The organism is Nocardioides sp. S5 (genome assembly GCF_017310035.1).
Classification (GTDB): domain Bacteria; phylum Actinomycetota; class Actinomycetes; order Propionibacteriales; family Nocardioidaceae; genus Nocardioides.
Genome location: NZ_CP022296.1, coordinates 388,615 through 406,416, shown reverse-complemented (window position 1 = coordinate 406,416; position 17,802 = coordinate 388,615). Strand labels below are relative to the sequence as shown.

Genomic DNA, 17,802 nt, shown 5'->3' with positions numbered 1-17,802 from the left:
CCGGGGATCCCGAGGGATCGGCGACCCCGGCCCTCACCCCACCGGGACCCGCACCGGCCCGACCTCGCCCACGAGACGGCGTACGACGTCCGCGCACCCACCGCAGCCGGTGGTCGCACGGGTCCGGTCGACGCACTCCGCGACGGTTCCGCAGGCCCGGATCTCCCCCGCACTGACGCCGGCGCAGGCGCAGACCTCGGCCTCGTCGGGCAGCGGGGTGGGGGCGTCGGCGGCCTCGGGCAGCAGCAGCTGGCCGGGCTCGTCGGGTCCGAGGATGGTGCCCCGGTCGTAGAGCTGGGTGATCAGCCCGACGCGCGACAGGTCGCCGACCAGCGCGGCCGCGACGATGCGACCGCCGTGGACCACGAGTCGCCGGTGCGAGCCGGCGATCGGGTTCGTCACCTCGACGACCTCGCCCTCGGCGGCCCGCGGGTCACCCAGCACGGCGACCTCGAGCCCGGTGGCGCGCAGCCGAGCGACGCTGCGCCGGCCGTCGTACGCCGCCTCCTCCCCGCGCAGGACGCGGGCCAGCACCTCGGCCTGCTCCCAGGCGGGCGGGACGAACCCGGTCGTACGCCGGCGGTGCTCCGCGCAGTCGCCGATGGCGTGGACGCGGTCGTCGGTGACGCTCGTGAGCGTGCTGTCGACGACGATCCCGCGGCCCACCATCAGCCCGGCACGGCGCGCCAGCGCGGTCGACGGCCGGCCGCCAGCGGTGAGGACCACGAGGTCGGTCGGGAGCAGCGCGCCGTTGTCGAGCTGCACGCCGTCGTCGGTCATCCGGACCGCGCGGGCGCCGGTGTAGACCTCGGTCCCGAGACGGCGCAGGTCGCGGGCGAGCACCCCGCCCGCCGCCGGCCCGACCTGCCCGGCGAGCAGGTGGTCGGCACCCTCGACGACCTCGGTGAGCACGCCGCGCACGGACAGGGCCCGGGCGACCTGGAGGCCGAGGAGGCCGCCGCCGACGACGACCGCCCGCGATGGTTTCGAGGCTCGCTGCGCTCGCACCTCAACCACCGAATGCTCGAGGCGGCGGCAGTCGGCCAGGCTGCGGAAGGGGTGCACCTTCGGGTGCAGCGTGCCGTCGCGCCGCACCAGGCCGCGGATCGGCGGGAGGGTCGGGATCGATCCGCAGGCCAGGACGAGCCGGTCGTAGGCGATGCGTTCCCCGTCGACCAGCACCACCTCGCGGTCGTCGCGGTCGAGCTCGAGCACCCGCGCGTCGAGCCGCAGATCGAAGCCCTGCGCCGCGAACCACTCCGGCGAGCGGAGCGTCAGCGCGTCGGCGGAGTGCGTGCCCTCGAGGACCGCGGAGAGCAGGATCCGGTTGTAGGGCGCGTGCGGCTCGTCGGCGAGCACCGTGAGGCGGACGTCGGCGCCGACGAGCTGCTCGGCCAGCCGGACGGCGGCCATGCCACCGCCGACCACGACGACCCGCTCAGCCACGACCCACCGCCGCGAGCCGCGCGGCGCACACCTTGAACTCCGGCATCCGCGAGGCCGGGTCGAGCGCGTCGTTGGTCAGCCGGTTGGCGCCGACCCAGTGGAAGGGCACGAAGACCGTGTCGGGGCGGATCGTGGTGACCACCCGCGCGGGCGCGGTCATCGTGCCGCGGCGCGTCGAGACCTGCACGGCCTCGCCCGTGGCGAGGCCGAGCCGGCCGGCGAGCAGCGGGTGCAGCTCGACGAACGGACCGTCGTCGGGGAGGTCGCGGACCCGGCGGGTCTGCGCGCCGGACTGGTACTGCGCGAGCACCCGCCCGGTGGTCAGGTGGACCGGGTAGTCGTCGTCCGGGACCTCGGCCGCGCCCCGGTGCTCGACGCTGAGCATCCGCGCCCGGCCGTCGGGGTGGTTGAACGACGAGGCGAAGAGCCGCTCGCCACCCCAGAAGACGCCACCCTCGGCGCGGATCCGGTCGTAGGTGATCGACGAGTAGTCCGCCGGCCCGCCCGCAGACGCCCGGCCGAGCTCGGCGAAGACCTCCTCCGGGTCGGTCGCGAAGGTGGCCGTGGACCCCAGCCGCTCCGCGATCGCGGCGATGACCTCGAGGTCCGACCGCACGCCGGACGGCGGGGTGATCGCCTTCTGCCGCAGCACCACCCGGCCCTCGAGGTTCGTCATGGTGCCGGTCTCCTCGGCCCACTGCGTCACCGGCAGCACCACGTCCGCGATCGCGGCGGTCTCCGACATGACCACGTCGCACACCACCAGCAGGTCGAGCGCCTCCAGCCGCGCGGTGACCTGGGTGGCGTTGGGCGCGCTGACGACGATGTTGGAGCCGAGGACCAGCATCGCGGCGGGACCGTCGTCGGTGCCGCAGGCGTCGAGGAGCTCGTACGCCGACCGGCCGGGGCCGGGCAGCGAGTCGGGGTCGACGCCCCACACGCCGGCGACGTGGGCGCGGGCCGCGGGGTCGTCGATGCGGCGGTAGCCGGGCAGCTGGTCAGCCTTCTGCCCGTGCTCGCGCCCGCCCTGGCCGTTGCCCTGCCCGGTGAGGCAGCCGTAGCCGCCGCCGCGCTTGCCGACCATGCCGAGGGCCAGCGCCACGTTGATCCACGCCAGCACGGTGTCGGAGCCGGTGGAGTGCTGCTCGGCGCCGCGCGCGGTGAGCACCATGACGCGCGGCGAGCCGGCCAGCATCGCCGCCAGCTCCCGCACCTCGGCGGCCTCGATGCCGGTCACCCGCTCGACGCGCTCGGGCCACCACGGCGCGACCGACTCCTTCACCTGCGCCCAGCCGGTCGTGCGGGCGGCGAGGTAGTCCTCGTCCACCGCACCGGCGGCGACGAGCAGGTGCAGCAGGCCGAGGGCGAGCGCGAGGTCCGTGCCGGGCACCGGCTGCAGGACGAGGTCGGCGCGGTCCGCGGTCGGCGTACGCCTCGGGTCGATGACGACGACGCGACCGCCGCGGGCGCGCAGCCGGTCGAGGTGGCGCGCGGCCGGCGGCATGGTCTCGGCGAGGTTGGACCCGACGAGCACCAGCACGTCGGTCTCCTCGACGTCGGCGAGCGGGAAGGGCAGGCCGCGGTCGAGGCCGAAGGCGCGGATCCCGGCCGAGGCGGCCGAGCTCATGCACCAGCGGCCGTTGTAGTCGATCTGCGAGGTGCCGAGCGCGACGCGGGCGAGCTTGCCGAGGGCGTACGCCTTCTCGTTGGTGAGCCCGCCGCCCCCGAAGACCGCGACCCCGTCCGGGCCCTTCGCCGCCTGCGCGGCGCGGATCCCGGCAGCGACCCGGTCGAGCGCGTCGTCCCACGTCACCGCCGCCCACTCCCCCGTCGCCCGGTCGCGCACGAGCGGCGAGGTGAGCCGCTCGCGACCGCCGTACAACCCGGCCGCGGCCCAGCCCTTGCGGCACAGCGCGCCGGCGTTGACGGTGAACTCCTCCCAGGCCGACACCTCCGGCACACGCCGGCCGGTGAGCCGCATCCCGCACTGCAGGGAGCAGTAGGGGCAGTGGGTGTCGGTCGCCATCGGGTCGCCGCTCAGATCCCGGCGCCGGCCAGGCTGTGGGAGCGGACCTCGGCGGGACGGCGCAGGTAGACCGCCCAGGTCACCGCGCCGCAGACGACGTAGAAGACGGTGAAGACCAGGAAGGCGCCCTTGGTGGCGGACATCGGGTCGGCCACCCACGGAGCGCTGAAGGCCATCGGGATCAGGAAGCCGCCGATGGCGCCCACCGCGCCGATCACGCCGATCGCGGCGGAGGCCTGCTTGGTGCCGGCCAGCAGCGCGGCGGTGCGCTCGGGGGTGCCGGCCGGCGTGGCGCGCTCGGCCTCGGTGCGCCAGATCGCCGGGATCATCTTGTACGTCGACCCGTTGCCGATGCCGGTCGCGGCGAAGACGCAGAGGAAGAAGCCCAGGAACCACGGGAACCACGACTGGTTGGCCGACGCGATCGCCGGGTCGGCGGTCGGGTTGGGGGTGAGCTGCATGAGCGTCCAGAGCACCGCGAGGGTGAAGACGACCATCGCGGCGAACGCGCCCAGCGTCACCTTCGCACCGCCGAGGCGGTCGGCCAGCCAGCCGCCGAACGGGCGGGTCGCCGAGCCGACCAGGGCCCCGAGGAACGCGAAGTAGGCGAAGTAGATGCCGGTCCCCAGCGGCGCCGGCTCCGGCACCCAGAAGTTCAGCTTGATGAGCAGCGGCATGGCGGCGGAGTAGCCGATGAACGAGCCGAAGGTGCCGATGTAGAGGAACGCCATGATCCACGTCTGCCGCTTCCGCACGACCTGCATCTGCTCGCGGGGCGAGGACTTCGCGGTGCTCAGGTTGTCCATGAAGAAGTACGCCGCGAGCGTCGCGACGACCGCGAGGCCGGCGTAGACCCAGGCCGCGCGCTGCAGGTCGATCCCGCCCTCGGAGGCCTTGACCAGGCCGAAGATCCCGGCACCACCGACGATGACGGGCAGGAAGAGTTGGATCAGTGCGACGCCGACGTTGCCGCCCGCGGCGTTGAGGCCCAGCGCCGCGCCCTTCTTGGCCGCGGGGTAGAAGAAGTTGATGTTGGCCATGGAGCTGGCGAAGTTGCCGCCGCCGAGGCCGGCGGTGGCGGCGATGAGGCAGAACACCCAGTACGGCGTGTCCGGGCGCTGCACGGCGTACGCGAAGCCGAGCGTGGGGATGAGGAGCAGCGCCGCGCTCGCCATCGTCCAGTTGCGGCCACCGAACTTCGGCACCGCGAAGGTGTAGGGCAGGCGCAGCATCGAGCCGACGAGGTTGGGCAGCGCCACCAGCAGGAAGAGCTGCTGCGGCGTGTAGTCGAAACCGGTCGCCACCAGGAAGGCCGAGCTCACGCTCCAGATCAGCCACACCGAGAAGCCGAGGTGCTCGGCGAAGATCGACCAGACCAGGTTGCGCCGGGCGACGCGGCGGCCTCCTCCCTCCCAGAACTCGGGATCCTCGGGACGCCAGTCGTCGATCCAGCGGCGGCTACGGCGGGTGGGGGTCTGCGTGCTCATGGCAGCAGCGTGGTCGGCGACTGTGACGTGCGCGTGGGCCCGGCGGTGGCAGGACCGTCACGTTCTCCTCACGGCCTCACGGACCGCACCGCCCCACGGCGCGCCACCCGTACGACCTGCCTCGGACGCAGGAAGAGCCCCGTCCGCACGAGGCGGACGGGGCTCTTCGAGGAGAGGTCAGGCGATGCGGACGTTCTCGGCCTGGGGACCCTTGGGGCCCTGGGCGAGGTCGAACTCGACCTTCTGGTTGTCCTCGAGCGACTTGTAGCCGTTGGACTGGATCGCGGAGAAGTGGACGAACACGTCCTCGCCGCCGCCGTCCTGAGCGATGAAGCCGAAGCCCTTGTCAGCGTTGAACCACTTGACGGTGCCCTGAGCCATGATGTGTTTCCTTTGTTTTCGTTCGCGGGCTGTGTGCCGGCGACCTGCTGAAGACATCCACCTGATGGAGTCCAGCGAACCGAAAACCAGGAGTAAGAACACGAGCCGCACATCGTGAGCGGCCAGGACGATCCGGGGATCGTCCCTTCAACAACCACCAGCGTACGCCATCGGACCCCGAACCCGGGTTTCGTGGGCGCGGTGACCGTCGTGATGGTTGCGCACGACCTGCTGCCGATGGGCGAGGTCTCCCCCGCGACACGTTGCGGCGACCGCACCCGCTGCGGCGTACCTCCGGGTAGTCCACCGGGACTCCGGGGGCCGGGGTAGGGATGGTGTCAGGATCGCCTCATGACCGACGGCTACGAGATCCGCGCCGGCCTCGACGCGATGGACCTCGACCTCGTCCACCGCTGGCTCAGCACCGACGCCTACTGGGCGCTCGGCCGCACCCGCGACAACGTCGAGCGCGCCGCAGCCCACTCGTTGAACTTCGGCGCGTTCGCCGACGGCACCCAGGTGGCGTACGCGCGCGTGGTCACCGACCACGCCAACTTCGCCTGGCTGTGCGACGTGTACGTCGACCGCGACCACCGCGGCCGCGGCCTCGGCGGGCGGCTGGTCGCTGCGGTCGCCGAGCAGCTCGACGACCTCGGGGTCCGGCGCACCCTGCTGTCGACGTACGACGCCCACACGGTCTATGCGGCCCACGGGTTCACGCCGCTTCCGGATCCGGACCGGTGGATGGTCCGGGTAGTCCACCGGGAAGTGGCTGACGAGCTCGGGTAGTCCACCGGGGGCGGCGGGGCGGAGGCGCCGAGGCGCCGGCGGGCCGGGGCGGTCGGCGAGCCGGACTCAGGACTCCCGCAACCCCGACCGCAGCTCGGCGAGCGCGTCCTCGAGGGACACCCGCGGCGACCAGCCCCAGCCCCGCGCCCGGTCAGCACGGATCTGCCCGGTCCAGGCGGGGGCGTCGTCCCAGGTCGGCTCGAGGCCGAGGGCGGAGGCCACGGCGCCGAGGTAGTCGCGCTGCGTCGCCGGTCCGCCGGCCACGTTGACCGGGGTGCAGCCGCCGGCCACCGGCCCGGTCGTCGGGTCGGACCCGGCGGGGATGGCGCCCGTGGCGAGGTCGGCGGTGAGGGCCGCCAGGTCGTCCACGTGCACCCAGGCGAAGGTCGCGTCGGCGACGGCGTGCTGCTCGGCCGGGTCGGCCGCGATGTCGCGCGGACGGACCGTGTTCCACACCGACGACCCGCCCGGACCGAGGATCGCGGGCGGGCGCAGCAGCACGCGGGTGATGCCGGCCAGCCGCTCGAGGGCGGCGTCGGTGTCGCGCTTCACCACGCCGTACGCCGACGAGCCGTCCGGCACCAGCGCCCCGTCCTCGTCGATGTCCCCGACCCCGGGGCTGCGGTCGTAGACACCGGCCGTCGAGACGTGCACCAGCAGGGGCACGGCGGCGGCGACCGCGGCGTCGGCGATCACGAGCGTGCCGTCGAGACCGACGCGGCGCTGGTCCTCGGCGCCCGAGCCGAGCGGGTGGACCGTGGTGACGAGCGCGTCCGTGCCCGCGACCACGGAGTCGGCGAAGGCCGGGTCTGCGAAGTCGCCGACGTGCTCCTCGACGCCCCGAGCGACCGGCGCGGTGCCGACCCGGCGTACGACGGCGCGCACGATGGCGCCCCGCTCGGCCAGAGCGGCCACCACGTGGCTGCCGACCAGGCCGTTGGCACCGGTCACGACGACGACGGGGTCAGTTGTGCGAGAGCTCATGGACCCACCTTGTCACTACGCGGAAACGCGCCTCGGCAGCACGACGTGCGCGACGACGGCGACCCACAGCGGGGCGAGGGCCAGGCTGGTCAGCACGTCGGTGGGGTGGTGGGCGCCCTGGTAGAGCCGGCTCGCGGCGACGACCAGCGGGACGGCGTACAACGGCCACACCCAGCGGCTCGCGCCGGCGACGGTGCGGGTGAGGTGGACGGCGAGGGCGACGTAGACCACGACCGAGGTGACGACGTGGCCCGACGGGAAGCTGTGGTCGGGCACGAGGCCCGGGTCGAGGATCTCCACCGGCGGGCGGTCGCGGGTGATGACCCACGTGGCCACGAGGTAGAGCGCGAGGGCGCCGACGACGAGCACCCCGTAGTAGACGAGCGGGCGGCGCGACCCCTGCCAGCGCCAGGCGACCAGCGCGATCACGACGGCCAGGCCGATCCCCACCACCGTGTCGGCGACGTGGCTGCCGACGGCGGCGACGACGTCGAGGGTGGGCGTGCGGCGCTCCTCGATCCCCACCGCGACGCTGTCGTCCCAGGGGTCCACCACCGACTCCAGGGGCCCGGTGAGCAGCCAGCCCACCGCGAGGACGGTGAGGGTCAGCAGAGCCCAGGCGGAGGCGAGGACGCGTACGCCGTCGCGGCGGGCGTCGGTGTCGGTCACCGGCGAAGCCTCGCACCCCGACCGCTCGTCGTACCCCACCCGCCGCTCGCCGCGCGGCGGCAGCCATCGACAGACCGTCCGGTCCGCACCACTGCCACACGGATGTGACGGCTGCCACGGTGATCGCGGTCACACGACGTGGCCACCAGCCACAGCGTGAGAGGAACCCCCGTGACCACCGAGGCACCCGACCAGGCAGCGCGCCATGATCCGGTCTACGACCGGCTCCACGAATCCAGTGAGTTCACCGAGCTGAGGAAGCGCTACCGCGGCTTCGTCATCCCGGCCACCGTGGCCTTCCTCGCCTGGTACCTGCTCTACGTCGCCATGTCGAACTGGGCCGGCGACCTCATGGCCGTCCAGGTCGTGGGCAACATCAACGTGGCCCTGGTCTTCGGGCTCCTGCAGTTCGTCACGACCTTCGGGCTGGCCTACATGTACAGCCGCTACTCCAACGCCAAGCTCGACCCGTTGGCGCGCAACCTCGAGCAGGCCTACCGCGACCAGGCCGGCACCACCGGGAAGCGGGGCCAGGCATGAGCGAGCGAAGCGAGCGAATCATCCAACACAGTGCGACATGTGCCTCATGCGCGCACGGAGCGAAGCGAGTACGCGCATGAGTGACCAGTTCCTGACCACGTTCCTGTTCCTGTCGGTCGTCGCGCTGACGGTCGGCATCACCTTCTGGGCCAGCCGCCAGACCAAGACGGCCACCGACTTCTACTCCGGCGGCCGGTCCTTCTCCGGCTTCCAGAACGGCCTGGCGATCGGCGGCGACTACATGTCGGCCGCGTCGTTCCTCGGCATCTCGGGCGCCATCGCGGTCTACGGCTACGACGGCTTCCTCTACTCCATCGGCTTCCTCGTCGCGTGGCTCGTCGCCCTGCTGCTGGTGGCCGAGATGCTCCGCAACGCCGGTCGCTACACGATGGCCGACCAGCTCGCCTTCCGGATGAACCAGCGCAAGGTCCGCACCGCGGCCTCGGTCTCGACCGTGGTCGTCTCGATCTTCTACCTGCTGGCCCAGATGGTCGGCGCCGGCACGCTCGTCGCGCTGCTCCTCGGCGTGGACAGCGAGGCGATCAAGAACATCACCATCGTCGGTGTCGGCATCCTGATGATCTTCTACGTCGTCGTCGGCGGCATGAAGGGCACGACCTACGTCCAGATCACCAAGGCCGTGCTGCTGATGATCGGCTCCGCGCTGATCGTGCTGCTCGTGCTCGCGGAGTTCAACTTCAACCTCTCCTCGCTGCTCGGCGCCGCTGCCGAGAACTCCGGCAAGGGTGACGCGTTCCTCCAGCCCGGCCTGCAGTACGGCAGCACGCTGACGTCGCAGATCGACTTCCTGTCCCTGGGCCTGGCCCTGGTGCTCGGCACCGCCGGCCTGCCGCACATCCTGATCCGCTTCTACACCGTCCCGACCGCCCGTGACGCCCGGAAGTCGGTGCTGTGGGCGATCGGCCTGATCGGCGCGTTCTACCTGATGACGCTGGTGCTCGGCTTCGGTGCCGCGGCGCTGCTGGACCGCGAGGCCGTCGACCCGGCCGTGGGCGGCAACCAGAACCTGGCCTCCCCGCTCCTCGCCGAGGCGGTCGGCGGTGGCGCCGGCTCCACCGGTGGCGCGGTCCTGCTGGCCCTCATCGCAGCGGTCGCCTTCGCGACGATCCTCGCCGTCGTGGCCGGCCTGACCCTGGCGAGCTCGTCGTCGGTGGCGCACGACCTCTACAAGGGCGTGCTGAAGAAGGACCAGGAGGTCAGCGAGAAGGACGAGGTGCGGGTCGCCCGCATCGCCGCCTTCGCGATCGGCGCCATCGCCATCGTGCTGTCCATCCCGGCGCAGCGGCTCAACATCGCCTTCCTCGTGGCCCTGGCCTTCGCGGTGGCGGCGTCGGCGAACCTGCCGGCGATCATCTACAACATGTTCTGGCGCCGCTTCAACACCCGTGGCGCAACGTGGAGCATCTACGGCGGCCTGATCTCCGCCGTCGGCCTGGTGCTGCTCTCGCCCGTCATGTCGAGCCTGCCGACCTCGATGTTCCCCGACGCGGACTTCGCGATCTTCCCGCTCAACAACCCGGGCATCGTCTCGATCCCGCTGGGCTTCCTGCTCGGCTACATCGGCACGATCACCAGCCGGGAGCCGTCCGCGGAGGAGCGCTTCACCGAGCTCGAGGTCCGCGCCCTGACCGGCGCAGGCGCGGAGGGCGCGACGCACCACTGACCCGCACCACCGCGCCGCACGCGCACTGACGCCCCGGGGACCATCGGTCCCCGGGGCGTCGGCGTTGTCGTCGTACGGGTGGTGCGAGTGGTCAGATCCCGGTGCCCGGCAGGATGAGGGCGCCGTTGACGCTCATCAGGCCACCGTCGTTGTAGGCGTCGGGGCCCTCGGGCGCGGTGTTGTCGCCGAAGGTGATGCCGGTGGCCGTGAACGTGCCGGTGGCGGAGTTCCACAGGCCGCCGCCCTCGTTGGCGGCGCTGTTGCCCGTCACCGAGCCGACTGCCCAGGTCACCGTGCCGGCGCCCGTGACGTGCAGGGCACCACCGTTGCCGGGCGCGGGACCGGTGGAGTTGTCGGCGGCGTTGACGTTGGACAGGTCGGCCGACCCGCCGTTGACCTCGACGGCTCCACCGGCACGGGGCGCGGTGTTGCCGTTGAGGTTGGTCCACGCCATGTCCAGCGATCCGTTGAGCGACAGCACGCCGCCGCCGGAGCCGGCAGCCCCGGTCGCCTTGTTGGCCTCGACCATCGAGCCGGTGACGACCAGCTCGCCGCCGTCGTTGTAGATCGCACCGCCGCCCTGGTCGGCCGCGGCACCGCTGGCGGTGTTCCCGCGCAGATGGGTGTCGCTGACGGTCATGGTCCCGGTCGCGGAGCCCCACAGGCCGCCACCCTCGACGGCCGTGTTCTCGTAGACCTTGCTCTGCGAGACGGTGACGTTGCCGGCACCGGTGAGGTGCAGTCCGCCGCCGTTGCCGGGCGCGGTGCCGGCGTCGTTGGCCTGGAGCAGGGTGCGGGCGACGGTCGTGGTGCCGACGTTGGCCTCGATGCCGCCACCGGCACGGTTCGCGGTGTTGGCGGACACGGTGCTGCCGTCGACGGACAGGGTGCCGAGGTTGTTGAGCACGCCACCACCCGAGCCGGCCGCACCGGTGGCCTTGTTGGCGCTGATCGTGGTGCCGGTGATCGACGTGGTGCCGTCGGAGTAGACGCCACCGCCGCCCTGGTCGGCAGCGGCACCGGAGGCGACGTTGCGCGAGATCGTGGAGCGGGTGACCGTCAGCCTGCCGGTCGCGGCGTTCCACAGCCCGCCGCCCTCGACGGCCGTGTTGTCGAGCACCTGCGTGGTGTCGACGACGACCGTTCCGGCGCCGGTGAGGTGCAGGCCGCCACCGTTGCCGGGACCCGCGCCGGTGCTGTTGGACTGCAGCGTCGAGCCGGTCAGCGTCGTCGTACCGGCGTTGGCCTCGATGCCGCCACCCGCGCGGGGCGCGGTGTTGGAGAGGACCTCGGTGTTCGCGATCGCCAGCGTGCCGAGGTTGTTCAGCACGCCGCCGCCCGAGCCGGCAGCGCCGGTCGCGGCGTTGCCGGAGATCGTGCTGCCGCTCACCGTCAGGGTGCCGCCGTCGTTGTAGAGGCCACCACCGCCCTGGTCGGCGGCGGCGCCGGCCGCCTCGTTGTCGCGCACCGTGGTGCGCTCGACGGTGAAACGTCCCGTGGCGGAGTTCCACAGGCCGCCGCCCTCGGCGCTCGCCGAGTTGTTGGCCACCAGGCTCGCCTTGACGCGTACGTCGCCGGTGCCGGTGAGGTGCACCGCGCCACCGTTGCCGGGGACGGCCCCGGTCGCGTTGCCGGTCAGGCGACTGCGTACGACGACGGTGGTGCCGCCGACCGCCTCGATGCCGCCGCCGGCGCGCTCGGCCTCGTTGCCGCGCACGCGGCTGTCGACGATGCGGAGCATGCCGCCGTCGTTCATCACGGCGCCGCCCGAGGCGCTGGCACCGGTGACGGTGGAGCCCAGCAGGTGGGACTTCCTGATCTCGACCTCGCCGAGGCTGCGGACCAGCCCGCCGCTCTCGGTCTCTGCCGGTGCGCCGTTGCGCAGGTGGAGCCGCTTGACGACCAGGCGGCTGTCGTCGCGCACGTCGAAGACGCGGTCGACGCCGCGGGCGTTGATCGTCTTGCCACGACCCATCACGACCAGGCTGCCGCGGACGTCGAGGTCGCCGCGCCCGGCGCCGCCGTTCGCGCCCTTGCCCGTGCTGAACCTGATGGAGCGCAGCAGGACGATGCGGTCCTTGCCCTTGCTCTTGTTGGCCTTGCGCACGGCCGTGCGCAGCTGCTTCTCGGTGCGCACCCTGAAGACCCGCTGGGCCTGGGCGGCCTTCGCCGCCTGCGCCTGCGTGGTGGTCGTGGTCGATGCGTTCGCGGTCCCGGCCGCGCTGGCCGGGGCCACCGCGAAGGCCGCGAGTGCGAGCGCGGTGGCGGCCACTCCCGTGGTCGCTCGCGCCGTGGTTGTCCTCAGTGCTGACATCGCTGTCTGCCCTTCTGGTCGTCGTCCGGCGGACGTGTCGTGCTCCGCCTCTGGTCGGCCCCGCTCGTGCGGGTCGACATCGGTGGATACGGCTCCGAGCCCGGTCGCGTTCACCGGGTGCCGGGATGAACGTGGCCCCACCCGGCGCCGTACACACGGGTGTGACCGGCAGACTGGATGGCGTGAGCGACCCCGACGGAGCGGTCCCGTCCCTGGCGGACGAGGACGGTGTGACGGCGGCCTACCGGTTGCACGGCGCGGAGGTCTACCGCTTCGTCCTGCGGGGGCTCGGGGACCCGATGGCCGCCCAGGACGTCACCCAGGAGACGTTCGTGAAGGCGTGGCGCCACTCCGAGCGCTACGACCCGGAGGTGGCCTCGCTGCGGGTCTGGCTCTACGGCATCGCCCGCAACACGATGATCGACCACGTGCGCGCCGCTGCGGTCCGCCCGTGGCACAGCCAGCTCGCCGAGCCGCCCACGGTGGAGGCGGCCGCGGGCTCGACCAGCGACCGGGCCGACGCCCTGCTCGACGGCTGGCTGGTCGAGGAGGGCCTGCGCCGGCTCGCCCCGCACCACCGGGAGGCGCTCGTGCAGACCCACCTGCGCGGACGTCCCTACGACGAGGTGGCGACGGAGATGGCCATCCCCGTCGGCACCCTGCGCAGCCGGGTCTTCTACGCGATGCGAGCCCTGCGGGCCGCCATGGATGAGATGGGAGTGAGCCTGTGAGCGTCTCCGAGGAGGGTCACCGCGAGCTGCGGGAGCTGCTGGGCTCCTACGCCCTCGGCCACCTGCCCGACGACCAGGTCGCCCGGGTGCGCGCGCACCTGGACGGGTGCCGCGCGTGCCGCGCCGACCTCGACGAGCTGCTCCCCCTCGCGCGACGGCTCGACGCGGTGGACGCCGACGCGTTCGGCGACGTGCCCGCACCCCCGCCCGGCCTCGGCGACGACATCTGGCAGGCCGTGTCCCGCGAGCGCACCGCGGCACAGGAGGCCGAGGAGGTCGTCCGCCTCCGGCCGCGACGGACCCGCCTCCTCGCGGCGGCCGCAGCCGTGGTCGTGGCGCTCGGGGTCGGCGGTGCCGTCGGTCGGGCGACCGCACCCGAGCCCGCCGCGGTGCCGACCGAGGCCATCTCGATGCGCGTGGTGCAGGACGACCCCGTGAGCATCGAGAGCGCCGACCTGGTGGCCCACACCTGGGGCGTCGAGCTGCGGATCGTCGCGGCCGGCTTCACCGAGGGCGAGACCTTCCGCGCCTCGTTCCGCACCGAGGACGGCACGCTGGTGCCGGCCGGCGAGTTCCTGGGTGTCGGCTCGTCGCGGATGACCTGCTTCCTCCAGTCGGCGGCCCTGCGTGAGGACGTCACCCAGGTGCTGGTGACGGACGAGACGGGCACCACGGTGCTCTCCTCGGACCTCTGAGCGGGTCCCCCCGCCCGTCCACCGCACGCCCCTGACCGCCCGTCGCGCTCCGCGGGACCGGACCTGTCGACGACCCGCCCGCGCGCAGTAGGTTCACGTGACGACAATCACGCACACCGGGAGATCGCAGATGAGCAGTGAGACCCTCTCCAACCTGTCCCGCGAGGACCGGCGGTTCGAGCCCCCGGCCGCCCTGGCCGCCGACGCCAACGTCAAGGACGAGGCGTACGCCCGTGCCGACTCGGACCGCGAGGCCTTCTGGGCCGATGCCGCCGAGCGGCTCGACTGGGGCCAGAAGTGGGACCAGGTCCTCGACTGGTCGAACCCGCCCTTCGCGAAGTGGTTCGTCGGCGGCACCCTCAACGCCTCGGTCAACTGCGTGGACCGACACGTGGATGCCGGCAACGGCGACAAGGTCGCGATCCACTGGGTCGGCGAGCCGGTCCACGACGGGGTGGCCGACACCCGCGACATCACCTACTCCCAGCTCAAGGACGACGTCTCCCGGGCCGCCAACGCACTGACCGAGCTCGGTGTGAAGAAGGGCGACCGCGTCGCCATCTACATGCCGATGATCCCCGAGGTCGTCGTCGCGATGCTCGCCTGCGCCCGCCTCGGCGCCCCGCACACCGTCGTGTTCGGCGGGTTCTCCGCCGACGCCCTCGCCTCGCGCATCACCGACTGCGAGGCGCACGTCGTGATCACCTCCGACGGTGGCTACCGCCGCGGTGCGGCCAGCGCCCTCAAGCCGGCCGTCGACGAGGCCGTCGAGAAGACCGGCGACCTGGTGCGCCACGTGCTCGTCGTACGCCGTACGGGCCAGGACGTCGCCTGGAACGACGAGCGCGACGTGTGGTGGCACGACGCCGTCGACGGCGCCTCGGCCGAGCACGAGCCCGAGATGCACGACTCCGAGCACCCGCTCTACGTCATGTACACCTCCGGCACGACCGGCAAACCGAAGGGCATCCTGCACACCACCGGCGGCTACCTCACCGGCACGTCGTACACCCACTGGGCGGTCTTCGACCTCAAGGACGACGACGTCTACTGGTGCACTGCCGACGTGGGCTGGGTGACCGGCCACAGCTACATGGTCTACGGCCCGCTGGCCAACGGCGCGACGCAGGTGATGTACGAGGGCACGCCCGAGAAGGGCCGCTGGTGGCAGATCATCCAGGACCTCAAGGTCACCATCTTCTACACCGCGCCCACCGCGATCCGGACCTTCATGAAGCAGGGCCGCGAGATCCCCGACGGCTACGACCTCACCTCGCTGCGGCTGCTCGGCTCGGTCGGTGAGTCGATCAACCCCGAGGCCTACATCTGGTACCGCGAGGTCATCGGCGGCGAGCGCTGCCCGATCGTCGACACCTGGTGGCAGACCGAGACCGGTCAGATGATGATCAGCCCGCTCCCCGGCGTGACCGCCGGCAAGCCCGGCTCGGCGATGAAGGCGCTGCCGGGCATCTCCGTCGACGTGGTCAACGACGAGGCGGAGTCCGTCGGCAACGGCAACGGCGGCTACCTCGTGATCCGCGAGCCGTGGCCCGCGATGCTGCGCACCCTGTGGGGCGACGACCAGCGCTTCAAGGACACCTACTGGTCACGCTGGGAGGGGCTCTACTTCGCCGGGGACGGCGCCAAGCTCGACGACGACGGCGACATCTGGCTGCTCGGCCGCGTCGACGACGTGATGAACGTGTCGGGCCACCGCCTGTCCACCACCGAGATCGAGTCGGCGCTCGTGTCGCACCCCAAGGTCGCCGAGGCGGCCGTCGTGGGCGCGGCGGACGAGACCACCGGTCAGGCCGTGTGCGCCTTCGTCATCCTGCGCGAGTCCGCCGGCGACGGCGGTCCCGACATCGTCGAGGAGCTGCGCAAGCACGTGCAGAAGGAGATCGGCGCGATCGCCAAGCCGCGCCAGATCATGGTCGTGCCCGAGCTGCCCAAGACGCGCTCCGGCAAGATCATGCGGCGCCTGCTCAAGGACGTCGCCGAGCACCGCGAGGTCGGCGACGTGACGACCCTGGCCGACTCGACGGTCATGGACCTGATCAAGTCGAAGGAAGGGTCCTCGGCCTCCGACGACTGACCTGCGTCCCGGGATATCTAGGGACGATCTGGTGGGCGATCCGGCCTCCGGACCCACCATTTCGTCCCTAGATATCCCGGTTCAGGGCCGCTCACTAGGGTGAACCGGGTGACCGACTCCCCCCGCGCCGACGTCGCCGTGATCGGTGGCTCCGGCTTCTACTCCTTCCTCCCCGACCCGACCGAGCACGTGGTCCGGACGCCGTACGGCGAGCCGTCCGCGCCGGTCGGGATCGCCGAGGTGGCCGGTCGTCGGGTCGCCTTCCTCCCCCGCCACGGTCGCCACCACGACCACCCGCCGCACGCCATCCCCTACCGCGCGAACGCGTGGGCGCTGCGCTCCCTGGGCGTACGCCAGGTGCTGGCGCCGTGCGCCGTCGGCGGGCTCCGCGACACGGTCGCGCCGGGCGACCTCGTCGTCCCCGACCAGCTCGTCGACCGCACCCACCGCCGCGTCGGGTCGTTCGTCGAGTCCGGCGCGGTGCACCTGCCGTTCGCCGACCCCTACTGCCCGGGCGTCTCCGCAGCGCTGGCCGGCGCCGACGCGGACGTGCGGGCCGGCGGCACCATGGTCGTCGTCGAGGGGCCGCGCTTCTCCACCCGCGCCGAGTCGCGCCACTACGCCGACCAGGGCTGGGACCTGATCAACATGACCGGGGCGCCGGAGGCGGCGCTCGCCCGCGAGATGGGCCAGTGCTACGCCTCGCTCGCGCTGGTCACGGACATGGACGCCGGCGCCGAGTCGGGCGACGGGGTCGGCCAGGAGCAGGTCTTCGCGCTCTTCCGCCAGAACCTCGAGCGGCTGACCGGCCTGCTCACCGCGGCCATCGAGGCGCTGCCCGACCCGGAGGGCTGCACCTGCTCGACGTGGGCGGACGGCGTGGACCTGACCTACGAGGTGCCGGGCGCATGAGGGTCCTGCTCACCGGCGCCGCCGGCTTCATCGGCGGCGCGATCGGCCGTGCGCTGGCTGCTGACGGGCACGAGGTCGTCGGGGTCGACCTGATGCTCGACAGCGCGCACGGCAGCACCACCCCGCCCGAGGGCGTCCACCAGCTCGACGTGCGCGAGGCCGGGTCTCCGGAGTGGACCGGGCTGCTGCGCGGAGTCGACGCCGTCTGCCACCAGGCCGCGCTGGTCGGAGCAGGCGTCCGCGTCGGCGACCTGCCGGCGTACGCCTCCCACAACGACCTCGGCACCGCCGCGCTGCTGGCGGCGATGCACGACGCCGGCGTCGACCGGCTGGTGCTGGCGTCGTCGATGGTGGTCTACGGCGAGGGGCGCTACACCTGTCCGCGCCACGGCGACCAGCAGCCGCCGCCGCGTGACCTCGCGGCGCTGGAGAGCGGCGACTTCGACAACCACTGCCCCGTCTGCGCCGAGCCGCTCGCATGGTCGCTGGTGCCCGAGGACGCCCGCCTCGACCCGCGCAGCAGCTATGCCGCGAGCAAGCTCGCGCAGGAGCACTACGCCTCGTCGTGGGTGCGGCAGGCGGGCGCCGGGGCGGTGGCCCTGCGCTACCACAACGTCTACGGCCCGGGCATGCCGCGCGACACCCCATACTCGGGCGTCGCCGCGATGTTCCGCTCCTCCCTCGAGCGGGGTGAGCGTCCGCAGGTCTTCGAGGACGGCGGGCAGGTGCGCGACTTCGTCCACGTCGACGACGTGGCCCGCGCCAACGTCGCCGCCCTCGAGCAGGTCGTCGCCAAGTCGGTGCCGCGCTACGCCGCCTACAACGTCTGCTCCGGCACGCCCGTGACCATCCTCGACGTCGCGACCCGCGTCGCCGAGGGCACGGGGCGCGACATCGCCCCGCAGGTGACCGGCGGCTTCCGCGTGGGCGACGTACGCCACGTGGTGGCCTCGCCCGAGCTCGCCACTGCGGAGCTGGGCTTCACCGCCTCGGTCGACCCGCACACCGGGCTCGCCGACTTCGCCACCGCGCCGCTGCGCACCTAGGCA

General features: G+C 72.7%; 15 protein-coding genes. 8 read left to right on the top strand and 7 right to left on the bottom strand.

Annotation, left to right across the window (positions count from 1 at the left end; genetic code table 11):
- Positions 1-33: 33 nt before the first annotated feature.
- The 4 genes from CFI00_RS02025 to CFI00_RS02010 form a co-directional block, all read right to left on the bottom strand.
- A complete protein-coding gene (locus CFI00_RS02025; protein ID WP_242532638.1) occupies positions 34-1,446 on the bottom strand; it encodes an FAD-dependent oxidoreductase in 1,413 nt (470 codons plus the stop codon).
- Positions 1,439-3,472, bottom strand: coding sequence for a molybdopterin oxidoreductase family protein (locus tag CFI00_RS02020; RefSeq protein ID WP_207083639.1), 2,034 nt, complete (start codon positions 3,470-3,472; stop codon positions 1,439-1,441). The genes CFI00_RS02025 and CFI00_RS02020 overlap by 8 nt, the downstream gene beginning before the upstream one ends.
- An 11-nt stretch (positions 3,473-3,483) precedes the next feature.
- The gene (locus CFI00_RS02015) at positions 3,484-4,959 is read right to left on the bottom strand and encodes an MFS transporter (protein ID WP_207083638.1); all 1,476 of its coding nucleotides are present in this window, start codon (positions 4,957-4,959) and stop codon (positions 3,484-3,486) included.
- Between the two features lie 177 nt (positions 4,960-5,136).
- A complete protein-coding gene (locus CFI00_RS02010) occupies positions 5,137-5,340 on the bottom strand; it encodes a cold-shock protein (protein ID WP_207083637.1) in 204 nt (67 codons plus the stop codon).
- 351 nt (positions 5,341-5,691) lie between these two features.
- On the opposite strand from CFI00_RS02010, the gene CFI00_RS02005 reads away from it, so the two are divergent.
- Positions 5,692-6,129: a GNAT family N-acetyltransferase gene (locus CFI00_RS02005; RefSeq protein WP_207083636.1), complete on the top strand. Its 438-nt coding sequence runs from the start codon at positions 5,692-5,694 to the stop codon at positions 6,127-6,129.
- 66 nt (positions 6,130-6,195) lie between these two features.
- Here the strand turns inward: CFI00_RS02005 and CFI00_RS02000 are convergent, their stop codons facing one another.
- Together CFI00_RS02000 and CFI00_RS01995 are read right to left on the bottom strand one after the other, a co-directional pair.
- On the bottom strand, positions 6,196-7,113 hold the full coding sequence (locus CFI00_RS02000) for an NAD(P)-dependent oxidoreductase (protein WP_207083635.1): 918 nt from the start codon (positions 7,111-7,113) through the stop codon (positions 6,196-6,198).
- Between the two features lie 15 nt (positions 7,114-7,128).
- A complete protein-coding gene (locus tag CFI00_RS01995) occupies positions 7,129-7,782 on the bottom strand; it encodes a phosphatase PAP2 family protein (RefSeq protein ID WP_207083634.1) in 654 nt (217 codons plus the stop codon).
- A 171-nt stretch (positions 7,783-7,953) separates the two neighbouring features.
- Here CFI00_RS01995 and CFI00_RS01990 point away from each other — a divergent pair, with 171 nt between their 5' ends.
- Positions 7,954-8,322, top strand: coding sequence for a DUF485 domain-containing protein (locus tag CFI00_RS01990; RefSeq protein ID WP_207083633.1), 369 nt, complete (start codon positions 7,954-7,956; stop codon positions 8,320-8,322).
- Between the two features lie 76 nt (positions 8,323-8,398).
- Positions 8,399-10,006 (top strand): cation acetate symporter, encoded by a 1,608-nt coding sequence (locus CFI00_RS01985; protein WP_207083632.1) that lies wholly within the window; start codon positions 8,399-8,401, stop codon positions 10,004-10,006.
- A gap of 91 nt (positions 10,007-10,097) precedes the next feature.
- On the opposite strand, the gene CFI00_RS01980 is transcribed toward CFI00_RS01985, so the two are convergent.
- Positions 10,098-12,320, bottom strand: coding sequence for a hypothetical protein (locus tag CFI00_RS01980; RefSeq protein WP_207083631.1), 2,223 nt, complete (start codon positions 12,318-12,320; stop codon positions 10,098-10,100).
- A gap of 182 nt (positions 12,321-12,502) precedes the next feature.
- Between CFI00_RS01980 and CFI00_RS01975 the strand changes: the two genes are divergently transcribed.
- From CFI00_RS01975 to CFI00_RS01955, 5 genes are all read left to right on the top strand, one after another.
- On the top strand, positions 12,503-13,051 hold the full coding sequence (locus tag CFI00_RS01975; protein WP_242532637.1) for a sigma-70 family RNA polymerase sigma factor: 549 nt from the start codon (positions 12,503-12,505) through the stop codon (positions 13,049-13,051).
- Positions 13,048-13,746, top strand: a complete 699-nt coding sequence (locus tag CFI00_RS01970; protein WP_207083629.1) for a zf-HC2 domain-containing protein — start codon at positions 13,048-13,050, stop codon at positions 13,744-13,746. Before CFI00_RS01975 ends, CFI00_RS01970 begins: the two co-directional genes overlap by 4 nt.
- A 130-nt stretch (positions 13,747-13,876) precedes the next feature.
- Positions 13,877-15,841, top strand: coding sequence for an acetate--CoA ligase (gene acs, locus CFI00_RS01965; protein WP_207083628.1), 1,965 nt, complete (start codon positions 13,877-13,879; stop codon positions 15,839-15,841).
- Between the two features lie 108 nt (positions 15,842-15,949).
- On the top strand, positions 15,950-16,753 hold the full coding sequence (locus CFI00_RS01960) for an S-methyl-5'-thioadenosine phosphorylase (protein WP_207083627.1): 804 nt from the start codon (positions 15,950-15,952) through the stop codon (positions 16,751-16,753).
- Positions 16,750-17,799 carry an NAD-dependent epimerase/dehydratase family protein gene (locus tag CFI00_RS01955; RefSeq protein WP_207083626.1) on the top strand — a complete coding sequence of 350 codons (1,050 nt, stop codon included), beginning with the start codon at positions 16,750-16,752 and terminating at the stop codon, positions 17,797-17,799. Before CFI00_RS01960 ends, CFI00_RS01955 begins: the two co-directional genes overlap by 4 nt.
- Positions 17,800-17,802: the final 3 nt, after the last annotated feature.